The following is a 21,297-nucleotide window of genomic DNA, read 5'->3' as shown; positions in this document are numbered from 1 at the left end:
CGTCAGCTACCACCGGTCGCTCAGGCGTCCAAGTCGAACCTGGCGAGCAGCGCCTTGCGCTGACGGTCGCCCAGGCCGCGCAGGCGGCGCGTCGGGGCGATCTCGAGTTCGGTCATGATCTCCTGCGCCTTGACCTTGCCGACCTTCGGCAGGGCCTCGAGCAGGGCGGACACCTTCATCTTGCCGAGGATCTCGTCGTTCTCGGCATCGGCCAGGACCTGCTTGAGGTCGGTGCCGCCGCGCTTCAGGCGGTCCTTGAGCTCAGCCCGGGCGCGACGGGCAGCAGCCGCCTTCTCCAGAGCAGCGGCGCGCTGCTCGTCGGTCAGCTGGGGAAGGGCCACGGTTCCTCCGTCTCATCGTTGGCAATCAGTCTCATCCGCCGGTTAACCAGCGGCGATAGCGACCGTACTCACGCCGGACGACGATTGCGAACCCACCCCCCGGCGTTTCGGCTCGAAAACACGTGCGGTAGTGCGCCCGCAGCGTGGCCCGCGGGCAGGTCCGGCCCGGGGACGTAGGCACCGCCCCTCACCTCGGCGAACCCGGCATCGCCGCAGGTAGCGGCGTTGTGGATGGCAGTTCGGCCCGGCGCGGGTGCTGGTCTGCGGGCCGGCGCCGTTTCCGGCGCGTCCACGCCGGAAACGGCCCGGAAAAATTTCCGCGCACGAGCGTGTCGGGGGGGCTCCCACCTGCACCGGAACGGACATCCGGCCCGGAGCCGGGAGCCGGATCCGGGCCGGATGTCCGGGCCGTCAGGCCCGCAGGAAGGCGAACGCGTCCACGGTGCGGGACACGGCGTCGCGCAGCGCCGCGGGCGTCGGGCCCGCCCGCAGCACCTCGCGGGAGACGTTGGGCACGACGGCGTCGAGGCGGTCGCCCGCCAGCCGGCGCACGTCCTCCGCGGTGCCGCCCTGGGCGCCCACCCCGGGCATCAGGATCGGGCCGTGCAGCGCGCTCAGGTCCGGTGCCCGGGTGAGGGTCGCGCCCACGACGACGCCGACGGAGCCGAGCGTGTCGGCGCCGGCGTTGCGGGCCGCGGCCTCGTCGACCATCACCTGCGCGACGCTGCGCCCGTCGGCGGTGCGCGCCTGCTGCACCTGGGCGCCCTCGGGGTTGGAGGTGGCGGCGAGGACGAACACCCCGCGCCCGTCGACGGCGAGGCGCAGCGCGGGCTCGAGCGCGCCGAACCCCAGGTACGGCGAGACGGTGACCGCGTCGGAGCCCAGCGGGGACGCATCGGTCAGCCACGTGCGGGCGTACGCGTCCATCGTCGAGCCGATGTCGCCGCGCTTGGCGTCCGCAAGGACGAGGGTGCCGGCGCCGCGCAGGGCCGTCACGGTGCGCTCGAGCACCGCGATGCCCGCGGCACCGAACGCCTCGAAGAACGCGACCTGCGGCTTGACGAGGGCCACCCGCCCGGCGAACGCGTCGACACACGTCCCGGCGAACCGCTCGAGGCCCGCGACGTCGACCGGCAGCCCCCACGCCGCGAGCAGTTCCGGGTGGGGGTCGATGCCCACACACAGCGGCCCGCGCTCGGCGAGGGCCGCGTGCAGACGCTGCCCGAACGTCGTCACGACGCCGTGTCCGCGAGTCCGTCGCGCAGCCCTCCGACGCCGCCGGACGCCCCGGCGTCCTCGCGGAGGCTGCCCTGGTCCTCCCGGAGCCCGGCGTGCATCTCCTGCAGGGAACGGACCCCGATGTCGCCACGGATGGCGGCCTCGATGCCCTGCACGGCCGCGGAGGCACCCTGCACGGTCGTGATGCACGGGATGTTCGCGGCGACGGCCGCGGTGCGGATCTCGTAGCCGTCGATGCGCGGCCCGGAGTTGCCCCACGGGGTGTTGATCACCATGTCGACCTCACCGGCGCGGATCTTCTCGACGATGGTGTGGGCCCCCTCGGGCCGTTCCTCCTCCGACACCTTGTACACGTGCTCGCACGGGATGCCGTTGCGGCGCAGCACCTCCGCGGTGCCGATGGTGGCGAGCACCCGGAAGCCGAGGTCGGCGAGCCGCTTGACGGGGAAGATCAGCGACCGCTTGTCCTTGTTGGCGACCGAGACGAACACAGAGCCGGAGGTGGGCAGCGAACCGTAGGCGGCGGTCTGGCTCTTGGCGAACGCGGTGCCGAAGTCGTCGTCGATGCCCATGACCTCGCCGGTGGACTTCATCTCCGGGCTGAGCAGCGAGTCGATGCCGGTGCCGTCGGCGCGGCGGAACCGGTTGAACGGCAGCACCGCCTCCTTCACCGCGACCGGGGCGTCGACCGGGGCGTGCCCGCCGTCGCCGTGGGCGGGCAGGATGCCCTCGGCGCGCAGGTCGGCGATGCTCTCGCCCATCATGACCCGCGCGCAGGCCTTGGCGAGCTGCACGGCGGTGGCCTTCGAGACGAACGGCACGGTGCGGGAGGCACGCGGGTTGGCCTCGAGCACGTAGAGGACGTCGTCCTTGAGGGCGTACTGCACGTTGAGCAGGCCCTTGACGCCGATACCGTGCGCGAGGGCCTCGGTGGAGCGGCGCACGTTCTCGAGGTCGGACCGCCCGAGGGTGATCGGCGGCAGCGCGCACGACGAGTCGCCGGAGTGGATGCCGGCCTCCTCGATGTGCTCCATGATGCCGCCGATGTAGACGTCGGTGCCGTCGCACAGGGCGTCGACGTCGATCTCGACCGCATCGTCGAGGAAGCGGTCGACCAGCACGGGCCGGTCCTCGGAGATCTCGGTGGCGCGGGAGATGTAGCTCTCGAGCGCGTTCTCGTCGTAGACGATCTCCATGCCGCGCCCGCCGAGGACGTAGGACGGACGGACCAGCACCGGATAGCCGATGCCGGCGGCGATGTCGCGGGCGCCCTCGAAGGTGGTGGCGGTGCCGAACTTCGGGGCCGGCAGGCCCGCCTCGGTGAGCACCCGGCCGAACTCGCCGCGGTCCTCGGCCAGGTCGATGGCCTCGGGGCTGGTGCCCACGATCGGCACCCCGGCGGCCTTCAACCGTCGCGCGAGCCCGAGCGGGGTCTGGCCGCCGAGCTGGACGATGACCCCGGCGACGGTGCCGGACTGCGACTCGGCCCGGTACACCTCGAAGACGTCCTCGAAGGTGAGCGGCTCGAAGTAGAGACGGTCGGCGGTGTCGTAGTCGGTCGAGACCGTCTCGGGGTTGCAGTTGACCATGACGGTTTCGTAGCCGGCCTGCGACAGGGTCAGGGCGGCGTGCACGCACGAGTAGTCGAACTCGATGCCCTGACCGATGCGGTTGGGGCCCGAGCCGAGGATGAGCACCTTCGGCCGCTCGCGCTGCTCGGCGACCTCGGTCTCGGCGTCCGGGTCGAGTTCGTACGTCGAGTAGTGGTACGGGGTCTTGGCCTCGAACTCGGCGGCGCAGGTGTCGACGGTCTTGTACACCGGATGCACGCCGAGCTGCTCGCGCAGGGCCCGCACCGCGTCCTCGTCGCCGAGTTCGGGGCGCAGCGCCGCGATCTGCCGGTCGGAGAAGCCGTGGTGCTTGGAAAAGCGCAGTTCCCGCTCCCCGAACGTCTCGGCGGCGCGCACCGTCTCCCCCAGCTCGACGATCTGCTGGATCTGATCGAGGAACCACGGGTCGATCTTGGTGGCGTCGAACAGCTGCTCGACGGTGGCGCCGAGCTCGAAGGCCTTGGCGATGCCGTAGAAGCGGCCGTCGTGCGGGACCTCGAGCTCGCCGAGGAGGGTGCCGAGATCGGCCGCCTCGACCTCGGGGCCGGTCCAGAACCCGGAACGCTTGGTTTCGAGGGACCGCAGGACCTTGCCGAAGGCCTCGGTGAAGTTGCGGCCGATCGACATGGCCTCGCCGACCGACTTCATGGTGGTGGTGAGGGTGCCGTCGGCGCCGGGGAACTTCTCGAACGCGAAGCGCGGAGCCTTGACGACGACGTAGTCGAGCGTCGGCTCGAAGCAGGCCGGCGTCTCCTTGGTGATGTCGTTGACGATCTCGTCGAGGGTGTAGCCGATGGCGAGCTTGGCGGCCATCTTCGCGATCGGGTAGCCGGTGGCCTTCGAGGCCAGCGCGGACGACCGCGACACCCGCGGGTTCATCTCGATCACCACGAGACGACCGTCGCGCGGGTCCATCGCGAACTGGATGTTGCAGCCGCCGGTGTCGACGCCGACCTCGCGCAGGATCGCGATCGACAGGTCGCGCATCTTCTGGTATTCGCGGTCGGTCAGGGTCATGGCGGGGGCGACGGTGACCGAGTCGCCGGTGTGCACGCCCACCGGGTCGACGTTCTCGATGGAGCAGACGATCACGACGTTGTCGCGGCCGTCGCGCATGAGCTCGAGCTCGTACTCCTTCCAGCCGAGGATGGACTCCTCGATGAGCACGTTCGCGGTGGGCGACGCGGCGAGGCCGCCGCCGGCGATGCGCTCGAGGTCGGCCTCGTCGTAGGCCATGCCGGAGCCGAGGCCGCCCATGGTGAACGACGGGCGCACCACGACGGGGTAGCCGAGCTCGGCAACGGTGTCGCGCACCTCGTCCATCGTGTAGCAGACCCGCGAGCGCGCGGACTCGCCGCCGCACTTGGCGACGATGTCCTTGAACTTCTGCCGGTCCTCGCCGCGCTGGATGGCGTCGAAGTCGGCGCCGATCAGCTCGACGTCGTACTTGGCGAGGATGCCCTGCTCGTGCAGGGCGACGGCGGTGTTGAGCGCGGTCTGCCCGCCGAGGGTGGCGAGCACCGCGTCGATCGGGGTGCCCTTCGCCTGCTCGGCGGCGATGACCTTCTCGACGAACTCGGCGGTGATGGGCTCGACGTAGGTGGAGTCGGCGAACTCCGGGTCGGTCATGATCGTGGCCGGGTTGGAGTTGACGAGGGAGACCCGCAGGCCTTCCTCGCGCAGCACGCGGCACGCCTGGGTGCCGGAGTAGTCGAACTCGCAGGCCTGGCCGATGACGATCGGGCCGGAGCCGATGACGAGGATGTGGGAGAGGTCGGTACGGCGTGGCATCTAGTTCTTCTCTCCCTCGAGCATGCTGGTGAACCGGTCGAACAGGTAGGAGGCGTCGTGCGGGCCGGCCGCCGCCTCGGGGTGGTACTGCACGGAGAAGGCGGACCCGTCGAGCAGGCGCACGCCCTCGACGGCGCCGTCGTTGGCGCAGGTGTGGCTGATCACGGCCCGGCCGAACGGGGTGTCGAACTCCTGGCCCGCCTCGCCCTCGAGCGCGAAGCCGTGGTTCTGGGCGGTGATCGCGATCCGCCCGGTCTCGTGTTCGATGACCGGGATGTTGATGCCGCGGTGCCCGAACTTCATCTTGTAGGTGCCCAGACCGAGGGCGCGGCCGAGGATCTGGTTGCCGAAGCAGATGCCGAACAGTGGCAGTCCCTGCCCGAGCACTTCCTTGGTCAGGTGCACCGCGCCGTCCGCGGTGGCCGGGTCCCCGGGACCGTTCGAGAGGAAGACGCCGTCGGCCTTCAGGTCCAGGATGTCGTGCAGCGTCGCGGTGGAGGGCAGCACGTGCACGCGCATGCCGCGCTCGGCGAACATCCGCGGGGTGTTGGTCTTGATACCGAGGTCGATCGCGGCGACGGTGAAGCGGGCCTCGCCGTCGGGCTCGACGACGTAGCCGCTGGTGGTGGTGACCTCGCCGGCGAGGTCGGCGCCGAGCATCGACGGCTGGCTCCGGACCCGGTCGAGCAGCTCGGCGTCGTCGGCGAGGGCGTCGCCGGAGAAGACACCCGCCCGCATCGAGCCGCGGGTGCGCAGATGCCGCACCAGGGCGCGGGTGTCGATCCCGGCGATGCCGACGATGTTCTGCCGCTCGAGTTCGTCCTGCAGGGAGCCGGCCGCGCGCCAGCTCGAGGTGCGGCGCGACGGGTCGCGCACGACGTACCCGGCGACCCAGATCTTCGCGCCGGCGGGGTCACCGGTGGGGCCGACGGACTCGTTGTCCTCGGCGTTCCACCCGGTGTTGCCGATCTGCGGGGCCGTGGACACCACGATCTGCCGGTGGTAGCTGGGGTCGGTGAGGGTCTCCTGGTAGCCGGTCATGCCGGTGCTGAACACCGCCTCGCCGAGGGTCTGGCCCACCGCACCGAAGACGGTGCCGCGGAACGTGCGACCGTCCTCGAGCACCAGTATCGCGGTGTCCGTGTCGAAGTTGTTGCCGCTCATGCGTTCTCTCCGTTCTGCTCGACCTCACCGGAGCTCGCCGCATCAGCCGAAATCTCGCGTGCCGTCGTCGCTGTACCAGCCGTCCAGGCTGTCGTCCTAGCTGTCACTGTCCCGGTGATTCTCGTTCGTCTCCTGCACCCACTGGGGGTAGATGGTCTTGTCGTCGCCGCGGAATCCGGTGTCGATCTCGGTGCCGGACGGCAGCTGCCAGCGGATCACCAGCACCCCGTCCTTGGTCATCACCTTTCCCGCGAGGCCACGTTCGGTGCGCACCGCTCGGATCGAGTCCTGCGGGATCCAGATCGGCGAGGCGCCGTCCCGTTCGAGCAGCACCCCGGCGCGGTAGCGGCTGATCTCGCCGGCCGCGCGGTGGCCCAGGTCGCCGACGGCGATCCGGTCCTGCCAGCTCGGCGCGAGGGTACTGCCCACGTACAGGCCGGTGCTCGGGGCCACCAGCTGCTCCCCCAGCTCGGCCGGCACCGGCGGGAGGGCACCGACGGCCTCGGCCTGGCGGCGGCCGCGGCCGCGCCAGCCCTTCCACATCAGCAGGACCAGCACCACCCACAGGGCGACGAAGCCGAGCGTGAGCCACAGGCGGTCCATCACCGCACCCCGCTTCCGGTGCCGGGCCGGACCGCTCCGTCGAGTGCGGTGATGCGGCCGCGCAGCACGGTCGCAACGACCTTGCCGGGCAGCGTCATCGCCTCGTACGGCGTGTTGTGCGCCACCGAGGCCAGCTCCGGTCCGCGCACCGTCCATTCGGCGTCGGGGTCGACGAGCACCACGTTGGCGGGCTCGCCCACCTCGAGCGGGCGCCCCTGGTCGTCGAGGCCGACGATCTCGGCGGGCCGTTCGCTCATCACCTTCGCGACGCCGCGCCAGTCCAGCAGCCCGGGACGGACCATCGTCTCGACGACGATCGACAGGGCCGTCTCGAGCCCCAGCATGCCGGGCCGGGCCTGCGAGAACTCGCAACACTTGTCCTGCTCGGCGTGCGGGGCGTGGTCGGTGGCGATGCAGTCGAGCACGCCCTCGGCCAGTCCGCGGCGCAGCGCCTCGACGTCGGAACGCTCGCGCAGCGGCGGGTTGACCCGGTTGATGCCGTCGTAGGTCTCGAGCCGCGAATCGTCGAGCATCAGATGATGCGGGGTCACCTCGGCGGTAATCGGGATCCCTTGTGCCTTGGCCCATTTCACCAGTTCGACGGTGCCGGCGGTGGAGGCGTGGCAGATGTGCACGCGGGCCCCGGCGTCCCGGGCGAGCAGGGCGTCGCGCGCGACGATCGACTCCTCGGCCGCGCGCGGCCAGCCGGCCAGCCCGAGACGCGCCGCGGTGGGCCCCTCGTGCGCGACGGCCCCGGCGGTCAGCCGCGGCTCCTCCGCGTGCTGGGCGATGAGCACCCCGAGCGAACTCGAGTACTCCAGCGCCCGCCGCATGATCAGCGGATCGTGGACGCAGTGCCCGTCGTCGGAGAACATCCGGACGCGGCCGACGCCGGCGGCCATGGTGCCCATCTCGGCGAGCTGCGTGCCGGCGAGCCCGACGGTGACGGCACCCACGGGGTGCACATCGACGAGGCCGACCTCCTGCCCCCGTCGCCACACGTGGTCGGTGACGACGACGGAGTCCGCGACGGGGTCGGTGTTGGCCATCGCGAACACCGCGGTGTAGCCGCCGAGCGCCGCGGCCGCGGATCCGGTGTCGATGGTCTCGGTGTCCTCGCGGCCGGGCTCACGCAGATGCGTGTGCAGGTCGACGAAGCCGGGCAGCAGGATCCGTCCGGCGCCGTCGATCACCTCGGCGTCGGGGCTCGCCTCGAGGTCGGGGCCGAGGGCGAGGATCTGTTCGTCGCCGAGCAGCACGTCGGTCGGCGCACCCTCCCCGTAGACGAGCACGTTGCGGATGAGCACCTGCGGCGACACCGAATCTTCTCCTGTCCCACTGTTCTTCGTCTTCTGCGCGGACGTCCGGTCCGCATACGCGTCGGTCATGCGATTGCGCTCTCCGTGCCGACGAGCAGCCGGAACAGCACGGCCATGCGCACGTGCACCCCGTTGCTCACCTGCTGCAGCACCGCGGTCTGCGGGGCGTCGGCGACCGCGGAGGCGATCTCCATGCCGCGCAGCATCGGGCCGGGGTGCAGCACCACGGCGTGCTCGGCGAGCATCGCCAGCCGCTTCTCCGACAACCCGTAGCCGATCGAGTACTCGCGCGCCGACGGGAAGAACCCGCCGTTCATGCGTTCGGCCTGCACCCGCAGCATGAGCACCGCGTCGAGGCCGGGCAGTTCGGCGTCGAGGGAATGGGAGACGGTGACGGGCCAGGTCTCGACGCCCACCGGCAGCAACGTGCGCGGCGCGACGAGCACCACCTCGGCCCCGAGCGTGGACAGCAGCAGGGCGTTGGAGCGCGCGACCCGGCTGTGCAGGATGTCGCCCACGATCGCGATGCGCCGGCCGGCGATCGATCCGAGCCGCTGCCGGAGGGTGAGCGCGTCGAGCAGAGCCTGCGTGGGGTGTTCGTGGGTGCCGTCGCCGGCGTTGATCACCGCCGGTCCCCCGCCGTCGCCGTCGCCGGTCCATTCGGCGATCCGGTGCGCGGCGCCCGACGCGGGGTGCCGCACGATCAGGGCGTCGGCGCCGGCGGCGTGCAGGGTCAGCGCGGTGTCGCGCAGCGATTCGCCTTTGGCGACCGACGAACTCGACGCGCTGACGTTGATGACGTCGGCGCTCATCCACTTGCCGGCGACCTCGAACGAGACCCGGGTGCGGGTGGAGTTCTCGAAGAACACCGTCATCACGGTGCGGCCGCGCAGGGTCGGCAGCTTGCGCACCTCACGGCCGAGCAGCGCCTGCTCGAACCGTTCGGCCTCGTCGAGAAGCTCGGTCGCGGACTGCTCGGTCAGGTCCGCGATGGAGAGCAGGTGCTTCACGAAATCTTGCCTCCGGAGATCACCACGGCGTCGCGGTCGTCCTGCTCGGTGAGCAGGACCCGCACGTCCTCGGCGCGGGCGGTGGGGACATTCTTGCCGACGTAGTCGGCGCGCAGCGGCAGTTCGCGGTGCCCGCGGTCGACCAGGACGGCGAGCTGCACCGCGCGGGGCCGGCCCAGGTCGCGCAGGGCGTCGAGGGCGGCGCGCACCGAGCGACCCGAGAACAGGACGTCGTCGACGAGGACGACGAGGGCGTCCTCGACGCCGCCCTCGGGCACCGATGTGCGCTCGAGCGGCCGGTGCGGCTTGGTGCGCAGGTCGTCGCGGTAGAGGGTGATGTCCAGGGAGCCGACGGGCACGCGCACCCCGGAGAACTCGGCGATGCGTTCGGCGAGCCGGTGCGCGAGGGTGGTGCCGCGGGTGGGAATGCCGACGAGGACGACGCGGGGGGCTTCACCCGCGGGGGCGTCGAGCGCGGTCTTCTCGATGATCTGGTGCGCGATGCGGGCGACGGTGCGACCGACGTCGGCTGCGGAGAGCAATTCGCGGGCCGGACCGGGCGGGGATGCCGGTGACCCGTCTTCGGACATGGCCATACTGCGACCTCCTTCTCCGCCTCGCTGGACGGATCGTTAAAGGATGCCTGACGGTGCTCCAGCCTAGCAGCGGCCGGTGCCCGCCAGACACGGATGCGGGGTGAGGCCCGACACAGGCCGGGGTCCCCGAAGCGGCGAGCGGGCCCGGCCGGGTCGGCGGCGCGCGACGAGGTGGCCGCCGCGGCGGCACGCACCTGGTCGGCGAGCGCCACGATCTGACCGAGGATGCCGTTGACGAAGGCCGGCGAATCGTCGGTGGACAGCTGCTTGGCCAGCTCGACCGCCTCGTCGACGGCCACCACCGGCGGCACGTCGGGGGCGTGGAACAGCTCCCAGACCGAGATGCGCAGGATCGCCCGGTCCACGGCGGGCAGCCGCTCGAGCGTCCAGTCGTGCAGGTGCTCGGCGATCACCTGGTCGAGCTCGTCGAGTCGCTCCGCCACGCCGCGCACGACGGTCTGCGTGTACGGCGGGACCTGCGCGACCTGGTCGTCGGTGACGGCGAGCGCGATCCGGTCGGCGGCGAGACCGACCGGATCGATGTCGCGGGCCTCGGCCTCGAACAGCAGATCCACGGCGCGCTTACGCGCCTTGTGCCGGGCTCCGAGTTTCTTCTGCGTACCGGACACTCAGGAATTCACTCGCCCGAGGTAGCTGCCGTCACGGGAATCGACCTTGAGCTTGTCACCGGTGTTGATGAACAGGGGCACCTGGATCTCGGCGCCGGTCTCGAGGGTCGCGGGCTTGGTGCCGCCGGTCGAGCGGTCGCCCTGCAGGCCGGGATCGGTGTGGGTGACCTCGAGTTCGACGGTGACGGGCAGTTCGACGAACAGCGGGGTGCCCTCGTGGGTGGCCACCTGCACCTGCATGTTCTCGAGGAGGAATCGGGCGCCGCCGCCCAGGGTCTCCTCGCTGATCGAGATCTGGTCGTAGGTCTCGCCGTCCATGAAGACGTAGTCGGTGCCGTCGTGGTACAGGTACGTCATGTCGCGACGGTCGACGGTGGCCGTCTCGACCTTCACGCCGGCGTTCCAGGTCTTGTCGACGGTCTTGCCGGAGAGCACGTTCTTGATCTTCGTGCGGACGAACGCCGGCCCCTTGCCGGGCTTGACGTGCTGGAACTCGATGATCTGCCACAGCTGACCGTCGATCTTCAGCACGAGCCCGTTCTTGAAATCGCTGGTATCGGCCACTTGGTTTCGCGTCTCCTAGAGTCGAGGTACCGCCCTTATACGACGGTCAATGTCTTGTCGGTGAGTGTGAGCAGCTCCGGTCCCTGCTCACGCACCACGAGCGTGTCCTCGATCCGCACGCCTCCGCGCCCGGAGAAGTACACGCCCGGTTCGACGGTCACCGCCGCACCGCAGGCAAGTGTACCGGTCGCGGCCTGGCCGATTCCGGGTGCTTCGTGGATCTCCAGACCGACGCCGTGGCCGAGTCCGTGCAGGAACAGCTCACCGTGGCCGGCGGCGGCGATCACGTCGCGGGACGCGGCGTCCACGGCGGCCAGGTCGACGCCCGGCACGAGCGCCGCCCGCCCGGCCGCCTGGGCGCGCGCGACCAGGTCGTACACGTCACGCTGCCAGTCGGCGGCCCGGCCGAGGACGTAGGTGCGGGTCATGTCGGAGTGGTATCCGCCGACCTGTGCACCGAAATCGAGCTTGACGAAGTCGCCGGCGGCGAGCACGGCGTCGGTGGGCCGGTGGTGCGGCACGGCCGAGTTCGCCCCGGTCGCGACGATCGTCTCGAAGGAGATGCCGTCGGCGCCGTGGTCGAGCATGCGGGCCTCGAGATCGCGGCCGACCTGCCGTTCGGTGCGGCCCGGGCGCAGGCCGCCGGCGGCGACGAGATCGGCCAGTGCCCGGTCGGCCACGGCGCACGCCGCCGCGAGCAGCCCGACCTCGTGTTCGTCCTTGACCATGCGCAACTGCTCGACCAGCCCGGGCGCGGGGGTGAGGGTGAGCGGGCTGTCCAGCCCGGCCCAGCGCACGTGCGCGTCGACGGTGACGACATGGCTCTCGAAGCCCCACCGGGCCGGCGTCGCCGCGGAACGGACCAGGTGATCGGCGCTGGCGCGGGCGATCTCGGCCCGCAGATCGGGCACCTGCGCGGCGACCTGGGTGAGGTAGCGGCCGTCGGTGCACACGACGGTGCGGGACTCGTCGAGGTCGTCGTCGGTGGTGACGAGCAGCGCGGCGTTCGAGCCGGTGAATCCGGTGAGGTAGCGGATGTTGAGCAGGTCGGTCACCAGGAGCGCATCGAGGTCGCGGTCGGCGAGCAACCGGCGCAGCGCGGCGCGGCGGGCGGAGTGATCGGCGGACATGGGGTCAACGTACTCCCGCGCCGACAGCCGGGACGGCCGTCGACGGTCACGAATGTGGGGCGGGACACATCCGCGCCGATCCAGACGTTACTCTGAGGTACATGAAACCCTGGTTGCTTCGCGGGCTCGGCCTGACCCTCGTGCACGTGCTGGTACGGGTCCTGCTGGGGGTCGCCCTGGTGCAATGGCCGCTGCAAGGCTCGATGCTGCGGATGGTCGCGTTGGCCGTCGTCGTGCTCGCCGCGATCGTGTGGGCCGGGCTCGACGGGATCCGCGATCAGCGGGCGCACCCGCAGTCGGAGGACGGGGCGGACCTGACGATGCTGTGGCTGAAGGCCGCGGCGGTCACCGGTCTCCTCGCCGGCCTGCTGACGTGGCTGATCGACACGGTCAGCCCGATCCAGGTCGGGGTCAAGTCGCTGCTCTTCGAACTGACCTCGGGCGCGGCGTTCACCGTGCTGCTGGTGTTCGTCCCCGCGACGGCCGCGGTGATGCTCGGGCGGCTGCTGGTACGCCGGGACCAGCGCAAGTCTGCGGCGCCGGGAAAGCCGGACGACAGGCAGGCACCGGTCCCAGCGTCCGCGGCCCCGGACCGGGAGTGGCGTGACGACGACGCGCCCACCGAGGTGTTCGAGCGGATCGATCCGGACCGCCGCCCCTGATGCCTGCCCGCCGGCCGCGGTCCGCAACGGTGACGGAATCGGGTCCGCGGCCCGGAGCGGGCAGGTACCGTTCGGCCCATGGCCGGACGCGGGACGAGCGGCACCCACGGACGCCGGCGGTCGGCGCTGGTCGTCGCGGGCGCGGGTGCGCGCGGCGCGTATCAGGCCGGGGCGATCACCACGCTGCTACCACGAATGACCGCACACAACGGCCCGCTCGAGCTTCTCGTCGGCACCAGCGCCGGCGCGATCAACGTGGTGGGACTCGCCGCCTTCGCCGACGAGGGGTTCCCCGCGGCTTCGGAGCGGCTGGTGGACCTGTGGACCGGTGTGGACTCGTCGGACGTGTACTCGACGGTGCACAGCATTCTGGGAACGGGCGCCGCCTTCGTCGGGCAGGCCCTGGGCTTCCCGCTCACTCGTCTGGTCAGCCTGCTGGACACGAGCCCGATCCGGCACACCCTGCAGCGTCTCCTCCCGTGGGACCGGCTGCACGAGAACATCCGTGCCGGACTCGTGGATGCGGTCGCCGTGGCCACGACGTCCGTCGATTCGGGCGGCACGGTGGTGTTCGTCGAGAAGAACGACTCGGTGCGGCTGCCCGAGTACGACCTCCGCCGCAACATCAGCTACGTCGAGACCACCTTGACCGTCGACCACCTGCTGGCGTCCTCCGCGGTGCCGATCCTGTTCCGGCCCGTCCACATCACCGACCCGTGCGCGCCGCAGCGCACCGGGTGGTACATCGACGGCGGACTGCTCCTCAACACCCCTATCAAGCCCGCGCTTCTGCTCGGCGCGGGACACGTCGGGGTGGTGGCGACGCAGCCGCGGGTCTGGCCGCCCCCGGTGGTGCCCCGCCCGAACCGGCACCGGCGGCCCGCCCCGGACGTCGCGGGCGTCGCGGCCCTCGCATTGCGAGCCATGCTCGGCTACCGGATGATCGAGGATCTGCATCAGCTCGAATTCCGCAACGCGCGGATCGCGGAGACCCGGGCGGTGGCCCCCACCGACCGCCCGATCGGCATCGACTTCGCCGGCCCGCCGCTGGAGGATGCGGGACGGATCGCCGAGATCGCCCACGCCGTGGTGCGCAACCAGTCCCTCGTGCGCCAGTTCGTGCGCAATCCCGCGCCGTCCGTCGTCGCACGATTGATCGGGGGCGACGAAGAGGATCGCGGCGACCTGCTCAGCTTCCTGCTGTTCGACCCCGAATTCACGAGCGCGATCGCCGAACTGGGCCGCGAACACGGCGCCGAACCGAGCTCCGCACAGGCTGCCGCCGAGCTCCGGGCCTGATTCCCGCCCCGATCCGGGCGGTCAGCGCCGTCGCGCCGGGTCCGGGCGCCGATATCCCACCGCGTCCCGGTCACGGGCTCCGTACCGCGCCGTCCCGAAGGTCTCCACGAAACTGCGGTCGCGCCGTACCGGGCGCAGCGTGGTGGCAGCGAAGTAGGTGCGCACCGCGGATCGCGCGAGGTAGGCGAGAGCGGGCCGCGGTTCGGGCAGGTTCTGCACGCGGCGCAGGTGGTCGTCGCAGAACGTCGACAGCACCTCCGGCGCGAGCGCTCGCAACGGTCCGGGAAACCAACGGTCCGCGAAGTCGGCGACGAGTCGACGGGTCACGGCGAGCCCGTCGTCGGTGCGCGCATACTGCGCGGTCTCGAAGGCGGCCGTCCAGCGGATGAGCTCGTCGCGGGACTCGGGAATGTCCGTGATCCGCTGGGCGGCTGCCACGCCGCTCCAGAAGCGCCACTGTGCTTCGAGTTCCGTCTCGGAGAACGGCCGGGACCCGACGAGCGCGGCGATGCGCTGCGGTTCGAGCGCGAGCGTCGCGAGGGTGTAGAGCGAGTCCTCGTTGCGGATCGGGAAGTGCCCGTGGATCTCGTTGAGTCGCTCGATCCATGCGAGGCCCTCGGCGGTGTCGTAGCCGAGTTCGAGGAACTTGCCGAAGAACACCATGGTGTCGTCGTTGCGCTTCGCCGTGTCGACGACGATGTCGCCGCGGCCGCGGCGGTGCAGGACCTTTGCGACAGTGGGCACGGCCACCTGCCGGATGAACGACACCGTGAACAGTGCGTTCACGAGCATCGCGTTCCCGTGCAGGACCTCGAGCGAGAGCCGCGCGACGGCGCGATCGTCGCGGACCGGATCGAGCCGCTCGATCTCCCGTCGGACCTGCCGTCCGATCGTCACATTCTTCATTCGTCCTCCGTTGCTCTCCCGGACCCCGTAGTGGACAACATATGTTGTCCACTACGGGGTGGTCAACGGCCTTTCCCGTTCCGGCCGCCCGGTCCGGCAGGATGGGATCCATGCGCACACCCCCGAGCCGCAGCTGGCACGGCGTCAGCGCCGACGACCGGCGCGCGCAGCGCCGCACCCGGATCCTTGCGGCGGGCACCGAACTGCTCGGCACCGGCGGAGGCCGCGCGGTCACCGTCCGCGCCCTGTGCCGCGCCGCCGGGGTCAGCGAGCGCTACTTCTACGAGAGTTTTCCCTCGCGCGACGACCTGGTCGCCGCGGTCTTCGCGACGACGGCGGACGGTCTCGTGCGTCACATGCAAGATGTCGTGGCGTCCGCCCCGGCAGAGGTCGCCGCGCGGGCCCGCGCCTTCGTCTCCGGAGCGATCGACTTCTTCGCCGCCGACCGCCGTCGCGGCCGGGTGCTGGTCCGCGAGGCCATGACCGAGCCGGTCCTGTCGCAGCAGGGTCTGCATGCAGCGCCCGCCCTACTCGGCGCCCTGCTCGTGGACGTCACCGCGCCGGAGCCGGACGCCGAGACCCGGCTGATCACCGGCGCCGTCCTGGGCCTGGGCATCGGGGCGCTGATCGTCGCGTGGATCGACGGGCAGATCGACGTCGAGCGAGACGCGCTCGTCGAGCACTGCGCCCTGCTCGTCCGGCGTGCCGTCACTCCCTCGGAGGACGGGTAGGTCGGACGGAACCGGACTCGCCGGGCGGAACGGACCGATTCGGCCGGAAGCAGTGTCACGGGACGTGCCGGTGGTGTAAATGTGAACTGTCGGGATCGAGAACCGGGGACCGGCAGGGGCACGCCGGTCACCTCGATCGCACGCACCGAGGGGGGATTGCGATGGCCGAATTCGATCGATGGCCGACCGACCTGCTCGCCGAATTCGTGGCCGACTTCGAACTGGGCCGCACCCTGACACTTCCGGTCGCCGTCGAGACCGCCGCGCGCGAGGAACTGGCCCACCGGAGCGTCGACGCCGGATGAGTCCGGCCCGCGGCACCGCCCGCGCCGACGACCGAGCGCGCACCGGGACATCGGGCGCAGCGGCCGCCGCTCCCCCATCCGTGCGATCGGCGAAAACCAATCACTCTGGCGCCCAGTGCATTTAAGGTGGGAAAGCATGGGAGAGCGCGCTCCGATACGTCCCGACCGGAAGACGGCCCCGAACGGCTCGGAGGAGGCCGGAGCCTTCGCCTCGCGGACCGGCGGCGAGCCACAGCTGGGGCGACTGCTCGGGGCGATACTGCCGCTGACGCGCCCAGGCGGGCTCTGGTCTACGACGCGGGGGCTCGCGAAAGGAACGTGCAGTGCCGCGGTGGCGGTGGGCGGACGGGTGCTCGGTCTCCGTCACCCGGGGGCCAGGGAGGCGGCCGACCCCGTCCTGCCGGCGAACTGGTGGCCCGACGATCTCGATCTCGAGGCGGCGGCCAGGAAGTGCCCGGGGGTGGATCTGTATGCGGTGACCGTCGACTTCGTCGAGCGCCACCACGGGTTCGCCCTGTCGATGCTGGGCGGGATCCCGTCCTGGACCGCCGCCTGGTACTCCCGGGTCGGCGTGGCCTATCTGCAGGCCCACCGGATCGCCCGCCCGGACCGGGACGAACGGGCCCGCCGCGGGGCACCTCCGTCGGCGCGGGCGACCCGTCCCGGCCTGCAGGTCGTGCACGGCGCCGAGTAGCCCGGCCGGGGCCGGCCGCGCCGGCGACCGACGCGCGGGTGACCGGTCCGCGCGCGCGTCGCCGTCCCGACCCGGCCCGATCGATCATGGTCCGGCTCGACGACGGCGAGAGCACCCTCACGGCAGTGCGGACGGGCCCAGGACCCGGCCCCGGACGTCGGCCAGCACCCGGCGCACGAACTGCTCGTGCCCGATGCGCGCCCGCTGACCGCACTGCGGCACCAGGACGCTGACGGTGCCGTCCGTGAGTTCCTCGTCGCCGACGATCGCGAGGTAGGGATCGCGGTGCAGGCGCGCAGCGCGGATCCGGCTGCCCAGCGATCCACCGGAGAGCACCTCGGCGCGAATCCCCTCGTCCAGCAGCCTGTCCCGCAACGCGCCGGCCCCGTCGCGGTGTGGGTCACGGACCGGCAGGACCGCCACTTGGCGGGGCGAGAGCCACGGCGGCATGCGCCCTTCGAAGCGTTCGACGAGCATCGCGGTCAGCCGCTCCATCGATCCGAGCACACCCCGGTGGATCATCACGGGCCGGTGCCTGTGCCCGTCCTCGCCGGTGTATTCGAGGCCGAAACGCTCGGGTTGAGTGAAGTCGAACTGGACGGTGGACACGGTCTCCTCGCGCCCGTGCGCCCCGGCGACCTGGACGTCGATCTTCGGACCGTAGAACGCGGCCTCCCCCTCGGCTTCGAAGAAGTCCAGCCCACACCGTTCGAGCGCACCGCGCAGCTGACCCTGAGCATGCGCCCACTGCTCGCCGGAGCCGAGATAGCTGCCCCCGGCACCGCGGAGGGAGAGGCGGTAGCGCCGGGCGTCGAGCCCGAGAACCCGATAGCAGCGCTCGATCGCACTCAACGCGAGTTCCACCTCCGCACCGGCCTGTTCGGGCGCGCAGAACACATGCGCGTCGTCGAGACCGATCTGCCGGACCCGGCTCAGGCCGCCGAGCACGCCCGACAGTTCGCTGCGGAACATCGATCCCAGCTCCGACAGGCGGATCGGCAGGTCGCGGTAGCTGCGGGCCCGCGAGGCGAAGATCTGGGCGTGATGGGGACAGTTGGCGGGCCGCAGGACGAAACTCTCGCCGCCGACCCGCATCTCGGGGAACATGTCGTCGGCGAACTTGGACCAGTGGCCCGACCGGACGAACAGCTCCTTCTTGGCGAGCACCGGGGTGTAGACGCGGCGACAGCCGGACTCGGCCGCCACCTCGGCGGCGAAGGCCTCGAGCTCGGCACGGATCACCGCACCGTCCGGCAACCACAGCGGAAGACCCGCACCCACAATCGGCGCGCCGGCGAACATGTCGAGTTCGCGACCGAGCACTCGGTGATCTGCACCGTTCATTTCCTGTTCCTCGACTCTCGTCTCGGCGAGAGGGAGCGACGTGCCCGAACACGACGAAAGCCCCGGGACGTCGACTCCCGGGGCTCGCTTGGTGGGTCAGCAGTGAGCGACGCGGCGCCGGAAGGCATCCGGCGTCGTCGTGACCTGCTGAGCGTTCATCACGACCGGAATCGTACGGCCGGTTTCGCCCAGAAATCAACGGCGAAGAGCGATCGCATCCCGGAGCTCCTGCGCGCCCGGGTTTTTCATCGTCTTTTCGGTAGGCGGCCGTTCAGCTCGGGCGGGGACCAGGAATTCGGAGAATTCCTGCGTTCCGTCCAGGGCGAATTATCCGCGCGGTGGTGAACCGGGAAGATCCCCGACGAGGACGCGGGCCGTCGCACCCCGAGGGTGCGACGGCCCGTCGACGACGGTCGGCAGCTCAGCCGGTCAGCAGCTCACAGGAGCACGGTGCCTGCGTCCGCGGTGCCCTCCCGCGCAACCGCCGAGTACGCCGCGGCGAGCAGCGACGGATCCGGTCCCTCGAGGCGCCCGGGCTTGGCGAGGCCGTCGAGGACGACGAACCGCAGCATCCCCGCGCGGTTCTTCTTGTCGGTCTGCATGCCCTCGAGCAGCTGGGGGAAGGCGTCGGCATCGTAGGTGGTGGGCAGGCCGACGAGCTCGAGGATGCTGCGGTGCCGGTCGGCGGTGGCGTCGTCCAGGCGCCCCGCGAGGCGTCCCAGCTCGGCGGCGAAGACGAGACCGACGGCGACGGCGGCGCCGTGCCGCCACCGGTAGCGTTCGCGCCGTTCGATGGCGTGACCGAGGGTGTGCCCGTAGTTGAGGATCTCGCGCAGGCTCGACTCCTTGAGGTCCGCGGCGACGACCTTCGCCTTGACCTCGACCGAGCGCCGGATCAGTTCGGGCAGCACCGTTCCCGTCGGGTCGAGCGCGGCCTCCGGATCCGCCTCGATCAGCTCGAGGATCTTCGGGTCGGCGATGAAGCCGGTCTTGATCACCTCGGCGAGGCCGGCGACGATCTCGTTGCGCGGCACCGTCTCGAGCGTGGCGAGGTCCACGAGCACCGCGGACGGTTCGTGGAAGGCACCGACGAGGTTCTTGCCCGCCTCGGTGTTGATGCCGGTCTTGCCGCCGACCGCGGCGTCGACCATGGCGAGCAACGTGGTGGGGACGTGCACGATCCGCACGCCGCGCATCCACGTGGCGGCGACGAACCCGGCCAGATCGGTGGCCGCTCCCCCGCCGAGGCTGACGATCGCGTCGCTGCGGGTCAGCCCGATGCGCCCGAGCACCTCCCAGCAGAACCCCGCCACCGCGAGGTCCTTGCCGTCCTCGGCGTCGGGGATCTCGACGCGGTGAGCGTCGATTCCCTTCTCCGCCAGCGCGGCACGGACCGCCTCGGCGGTCTCCGCGAGCGGCGGCTGGTGCAGGATCGCCACGGTGCGGGTGCCGGTGAGTTCGTCGACGAGCTCACCGAGCAGGCCCCGACCGATGATCACCGGGTAGGGCTGGGCCGTCTGGACGTCGACGCGTACCGGTTCGGTCACGATTGATTGCTCCGATTCTCTGTACTGGTCGTGCTGGGCGCGGACGGGTGGGCGCCGGTGGCAGCCAGATCCGACTGGGCCTCCAGCTTGGCGAGGACCTGCTGCACCACGCGGCCCGGGCTGCGTCCGTCGGTGCGCACGCGGATGGTGGCCGCCTGCCGGTACAGCGGGCGGCGCCGGCGCATCAGCTCCCGGTACTTCGCCGCGGGGTCCGCCCCGGCGAGCAACGGTCGCGTGGTGTTGGTTCCGGTGCGGCGCAGGCCCTCGGCGACGCTGATCTCGAGGTAGATCACCGTTCGGCCCTGCAGCAGGGCGCGGGTGCGCTCGGACAGGATCGCGCCGCCGCCGAGGGAGACGATGCCGTCGTGCCGGGCGAGCGCGTCGGCCACCACCTCCTCCTCGATCCGCCGGAACGCCGGTTCGCCGTCGGTGCCGAAGATGTCCGGGATGGTGCGGCCGGTGGTGCGCTCGATCTCGGCGTCGGTGTCGAGCAGCGGCAGATCGAGCGCCTGGGCGAGCCGCCGGCCGATGGTCGACTTGCCGGCCCCGGGCGGCCCGATCAGGACTGCGCGTGGCGTCATGGCGTCACCGTGGCACCCGGGCCGCGACGGCCTCGAGGTAGTTGCGGACGTTGGTGCGGGTCTCGTCGATCGAGTCGCCCCCGAACTTCTCGAGCGCGGCCTGCGCCACGACGAGCGCCACCATCGCTTCGGCCACAACACCGGCCGCGGGCACGGCGCACACGTCGGAGCGCTGATGGATCGCGACGGCCTCCTCGCCGGAGGCCATGTCGACCGTGGCGAGGGCGCGCGGCACCGTCGAGATGGGCTTCATCGCCGCCCGTACCCGCAGCGCCTCGCCGTTGGTCATGCCACCCTCGAGGCCGCCGGCCCGGTTGGTCGAGCGGAGCACGCCGTCCGGGCCGGGCCGGATCTCGTCGTGGGCGACGCTGCCGCGCCGGCGGGCGGTCTCGAAGCCGTCGCCGACCTCGACACCCTTGATCGCCTGGATGCCCATGAGGGCCGCGGCGAGCCGGGCGTCGAGCCGGTCCGCACCGCTGATGAACGAACCCAGGCCCACCGGCAGGCCGTGCACCACGACCTCCACGACACCGCCGAGGGTGTCACCGTCGCGCTTGGCGGCCTCGATCTCGGCGATCATCGATTCCTCGGCCGCCTTGTCGAAGGCCCGCACGGGGCTGGCGTCGATGGCGGCGAGATCGGCCCCGGTCGGCTCCGCTCCCACGTAGGGTTCGGACGCGCCGATGGAGATCACATGCGAGACGACCTCCGCGCCGAACACCTGGCGCAGGAAGTTGCGGGCCACGGTGCCGGCGGCGACCCGGGCCGCGGTCTCCCGGGCGCTGGCGCGCTCGAGGACGGGACGCGCGTCGTCGAAGCCGTACTTGAGCATCCCCGAGTAGTCGGCGTGACCGGGTCGCGGGCGGGTGAGCGGTGCGTTGCGGGCCTGTCCGACGAGCAGTTCGGCGTCCACCGGGTCGGCGGACATGATGGTCTCCCACTTGGGCCACTCGGTGTTGCCGATCTCGATGGCCACCGGGCCACCGAGGGTGTGGCCGTGCCGGACGCCGCCGAGAATGGTGACCTTGTCGGCCTCGAACTTCATGCGTGCGCCGCGGCCGTAGCCGAGGCGCCGCCGCGCGAGCTGCTCCGAGATGTCGCTCGACGTCACCTCGACACCGGCGACCATCCCCTCGAGCATCGCGACGAGGGCGGGACCATGGGACTCTCCAGCAGTTATCCAGCGCAGCACAGGACCATCCTTCCACGTTCGCCGCCACCGGCGGGACGCC

Annotated in this window: 20 protein-coding genes and 2 pseudogenes; 6 read left to right on the top strand and 16 right to left on the bottom strand. The window is 71.3% G+C overall.

What is annotated here, in order from left to right:
* Positions 1–20 precede the first annotated feature (20 nt).
* From mihF to QNA09_RS10605, 11 genes and pseudogenes are all read right to left on the bottom strand, one after another.
* The gene (gene mihF / locus QNA09_RS10655; protein ID WP_119699766.1) at positions 21–341 is read right to left on the bottom strand and encodes an integration host factor, actinobacterial type; all 321 of its coding nucleotides are present in this window, start codon (positions 339–341) and stop codon (positions 21–23) included.
* Positions 342–752: 411 nt separating this feature from the next.
* On the bottom strand, positions 753–1,577 hold the full coding sequence (gene pyrF, locus QNA09_RS10650; protein ID WP_010595126.1) for an orotidine-5'-phosphate decarboxylase: 825 nt from the start codon (positions 1,575–1,577) through the stop codon (positions 753–755).
* Entirely contained in the window at positions 1,574–4,981 is a 3,408-nt protein-coding gene (gene carB, locus QNA09_RS10645; RefSeq protein WP_017682102.1) for a carbamoyl-phosphate synthase large subunit, read from the bottom strand. The genes pyrF and carB overlap by 4 nt, the downstream gene beginning before the upstream one ends.
* Positions 4,982–6,145: a glutamine-hydrolyzing carbamoyl-phosphate synthase small subunit gene (carA, locus tag QNA09_RS10640; RefSeq protein WP_010595128.1), complete on the bottom strand. Its 1,164-nt coding sequence runs from the start codon at positions 6,143–6,145 to the stop codon at positions 4,982–4,984.
* A gap of 96 nt (positions 6,146–6,241) precedes the next feature.
* The gene (locus QNA09_RS10635) at positions 6,242–6,748 is read right to left on the bottom strand and encodes a hypothetical protein (protein ID WP_017682104.1); all 507 of its coding nucleotides are present in this window, start codon (positions 6,746–6,748) and stop codon (positions 6,242–6,244) included.
* The gene (locus QNA09_RS10630; protein ID WP_010595130.1) at positions 6,748–8,067 is read right to left on the bottom strand and encodes a dihydroorotase; all 1,320 of its coding nucleotides are present in this window, start codon (positions 8,065–8,067) and stop codon (positions 6,748–6,750) included. The genes QNA09_RS10635 and QNA09_RS10630 overlap by 1 nt, the downstream gene beginning before the upstream one ends.
* 65 nt (positions 8,068–8,132) lie before the next feature.
* Positions 8,133–9,077 carry an aspartate carbamoyltransferase catalytic subunit gene (locus QNA09_RS10625; protein ID WP_010595131.1) on the bottom strand — a complete coding sequence of 315 codons (945 nt, stop codon included), beginning with the start codon at positions 9,075–9,077 and terminating at the stop codon, positions 8,133–8,135.
* Complete coding sequence (pyrR, locus tag QNA09_RS10620; RefSeq protein WP_010595132.1) at positions 9,074–9,673, bottom strand: bifunctional pyr operon transcriptional regulator/uracil phosphoribosyltransferase PyrR; 600 nt, start codon at positions 9,671–9,673, stop codon at positions 9,074–9,076. Before pyrR ends, QNA09_RS10625 begins: the two co-directional genes overlap by 4 nt.
* A gap of 152 nt (positions 9,674–9,825) precedes the next feature.
* Positions 9,826–10,302 (bottom strand): annotated as a pseudogene (nusB, locus tag QNA09_RS10615) (transcription antitermination factor NusB); the annotation flags it as partial.
* Complete coding sequence (gene efp, locus QNA09_RS10610) at positions 10,303–10,866, bottom strand: elongation factor P (RefSeq protein ID WP_010595134.1); 564 nt, start codon at positions 10,864–10,866, stop codon at positions 10,303–10,305. It lies immediately after the preceding pseudogene.
* Between the two features lie 35 nt (positions 10,867–10,901).
* Positions 10,902–11,996, bottom strand: coding sequence for a Xaa-Pro peptidase family protein (locus tag QNA09_RS10605; protein ID WP_010595135.1), 1,095 nt, complete (start codon positions 11,994–11,996; stop codon positions 10,902–10,904).
* Positions 11,997–12,097: 101 nt separating this feature from the next.
* On the opposite strand from QNA09_RS10605, the gene QNA09_RS10600 reads away from it, so the two are divergent.
* Complete coding sequence (locus QNA09_RS10600) at positions 12,098–12,658, top strand: B-4DMT family transporter (RefSeq protein WP_119699765.1); 561 nt, start codon at positions 12,098–12,100, stop codon at positions 12,656–12,658.
* Positions 12,659–12,736: 78 nt separating this feature from the next.
* A complete protein-coding gene (locus QNA09_RS10595; protein ID WP_119699764.1) occupies positions 12,737–13,957 on the top strand; it encodes a patatin-like phospholipase family protein in 1,221 nt (406 codons plus the stop codon).
* Positions 13,958–13,978: 21 nt separating this feature from the next.
* On the opposite strand, the gene QNA09_RS10590 is transcribed toward QNA09_RS10595, so the two are convergent.
* Entirely contained in the window at positions 13,979–14,863 is an 885-nt protein-coding gene (locus QNA09_RS10590) for a DUF2236 domain-containing protein (protein WP_244213246.1), read from the bottom strand.
* A gap of 110 nt (positions 14,864–14,973) precedes the next feature.
* Between QNA09_RS10590 and QNA09_RS10585 the strand changes: the two genes are divergently transcribed.
* The 3 genes from QNA09_RS10585 (at position 14,974) to QNA09_RS10575 (ending at position 16,593) form a co-directional block, all read left to right on the top strand.
* The gene (locus QNA09_RS10585) at positions 14,974–15,594 is read left to right on the top strand and encodes a TetR/AcrR family transcriptional regulator (protein WP_119699763.1); all 621 of its coding nucleotides are present in this window, start codon (positions 14,974–14,976) and stop codon (positions 15,592–15,594) included.
* A 161-nt stretch (positions 15,595–15,755) separates the two neighbouring features.
* Positions 15,756–15,899 (top strand): hypothetical protein, encoded by a 144-nt coding sequence (locus QNA09_RS10580; protein ID WP_162919312.1) that lies wholly within the window; start codon positions 15,756–15,758, stop codon positions 15,897–15,899.
* Positions 15,900–16,035: 136 nt separating this feature from the next.
* A complete protein-coding gene (locus tag QNA09_RS10575; RefSeq protein ID WP_119699762.1) occupies positions 16,036–16,593 on the top strand; it encodes a hypothetical protein in 558 nt (185 codons plus the stop codon).
* A gap of 117 nt (positions 16,594–16,710) precedes the next feature.
* Here the strand turns inward: QNA09_RS10575 and thrS are convergent.
* Positions 16,711–17,949: pseudogene (gene thrS, locus QNA09_RS10570) on the bottom strand (threonine--tRNA ligase); the annotation flags it as partial.
* A 90-nt stretch (positions 17,950–18,039) separates the two neighbouring features.
* On the opposite strand from thrS, the gene QNA09_RS10565 reads away from it, so the two are divergent.
* Positions 18,040–18,282 (top strand): hypothetical protein, encoded by a 243-nt coding sequence (locus tag QNA09_RS10565; RefSeq protein ID WP_162919311.1) that lies wholly within the window; start codon positions 18,040–18,042, stop codon positions 18,280–18,282.
* Positions 18,283–18,374: 92 nt separating this feature from the next.
* On the opposite strand, the gene aroB is transcribed toward QNA09_RS10565, so the two are convergent.
* From aroB to aroC, 3 genes are read right to left on the bottom strand one after another with little or no spacing between them, the layout of a single operon-like run.
* Complete coding sequence (aroB, locus tag QNA09_RS10560) at positions 18,375–19,484, bottom strand: 3-dehydroquinate synthase (RefSeq protein WP_010595142.1); 1,110 nt, start codon at positions 19,482–19,484, stop codon at positions 18,375–18,377.
* The gene (locus tag QNA09_RS10555) at positions 19,481–20,065 is read right to left on the bottom strand and encodes a shikimate kinase (RefSeq protein WP_017682112.1); all 585 of its coding nucleotides are present in this window, start codon (positions 20,063–20,065) and stop codon (positions 19,481–19,483) included. The genes aroB and QNA09_RS10555 overlap by 4 nt, the downstream gene beginning before the upstream one ends.
* 4 nt (positions 20,066–20,069) lie before the next feature.
* On the bottom strand, positions 20,070–21,257 hold the full coding sequence (gene aroC / locus QNA09_RS10550; protein WP_026138085.1) for a chorismate synthase: 1,188 nt from the start codon (positions 21,255–21,257) through the stop codon (positions 20,070–20,072).
* Positions 21,258–21,297 lie beyond the last annotated feature (40 nt).

Origin of the sequence: Rhodococcus sp. AH-ZY2, assembly GCF_030916465.1 — a bacterium.
In the GTDB taxonomy this organism is placed as follows: domain Bacteria; phylum Actinomycetota; class Actinomycetes; order Mycobacteriales; family Mycobacteriaceae; genus Rhodococcus; species Rhodococcus ruber.
Note: the sequence above shows the minus strand (reverse complement) of the source record. Positions and strands in the feature narration are given on the sequence as shown.